Source organism: Pseudomonas sp. NDM, from assembly GCF_003105095.1.
Classification (GTDB): domain Bacteria; phylum Pseudomonadota; class Gammaproteobacteria; order Pseudomonadales; family Pseudomonadaceae; genus Aquipseudomonas; species Aquipseudomonas moraviensis_A.
In genome coordinates this window covers 1-1,073 of sequence record NZ_QETJ01000326.1, presented here as the reverse complement: position 1 = coordinate 1,073, position 1,073 = coordinate 1, and the positions used below count along the sequence as shown (strand labels likewise).

General features: G+C 59.0%; 1 protein-coding gene. It reads right to left on the bottom strand.

All coding sequences use genetic code 11. The features are described from left to right. Positions 1 to 19 precede the first annotated feature (19 nt). Complete coding sequence (locus DCO47_RS26825; RefSeq protein ID WP_039763010.1) at positions 20 to 784, bottom strand: GntR family transcriptional regulator; 765 nt, start codon at positions 782 to 784, stop codon at positions 20 to 22. Between the last annotated feature and the right edge of the window lie 289 nt (positions 785 to 1,073).

Genomic DNA, 1,073 nt, shown 5'->3' with positions numbered 1-1,073 from the left:
GCCGCGACTCGGTTTCAGATCAGAGCTTGGCGCTCGAGCGCCCCGGCTTCTTGGTCTGCAACAAATGCGAGAACACCGCATGCAGGTCATCCGACGCACCTTCCTCGTCGAGGTTGAGCTTGCTGTCGATGTGATCCATGTGATGCATCATCAGGTTCACCGCCAACTCGCCGTCGCGCTTCTCGATCGCGTCGATCAGTTGAGTGTGTTCGTCGTACGAGCAGTGCGAACGGTTGCCGCTTTCATACTGGGCAATGATCAGCGAAGTCTGCGAAACCAGGCTGCGCTGGAAGCTGATCAACGGTGCGTTCATCGCCGCTTCCGCCAGTTTTAGGTGGAATTCGCCTGACAGACGAATACCGGCGCCGCGATCGCCACGGGAGAAACTGTCGCGTTCGTCATTGACCATCTGCCGCAGTTCGGCGATCTGCTCGGCGGTGGCGTGTTGCACGGCCAATTCGGTAATGGCGCGTTCGACCAGACGCCGGGCGAGGAAAACCTGACGCGCCTCTTCAACGCTCGGGCTGGCGACCACCGCGCCACGGTTCGGCCGCAACAGCACCACGCCTTCATGGGCCAGACGCGACAGCGCGCGGCGAATGATGGTGCGGCTGACCCCGAAGATTTCCCCCAGCGCTTCTTCGCTCAATTTCGTGCCGGGCGCCAGACGCTGTTCGAGGATGGCCTCGAAGATATGCGCGTAGACAATATCGTCCTGGGTCCCGCTGCGGCCGGCTTTGCCTGCTCGCGGTTGTTTCTTGAGGGGTTGCAACTGTTCGTTCATGGGCACTCGAGTCGGGAAAACTGCGGCGAATAGACCGTGACTGTAATACGGCACAGTAGGTCGCTGGCAAGTATCGCGTAAAAAACAGCGCGATTGTACACAATGAATGGTGGCAACACGACTGTACGGCTGTTTGCGACTTCGGCTGTATTGCAACGGCAGGTTACGTTTGAGTTTAGGCTTGATCGCAGAATCCGCCTTCTACGCACTATCCCCTGTAGGAGTGAGCCTGCTCGCGATGGCGGTGTGTCATCAGCGATAATTCGACTGACACACCGCCATCGCGAGC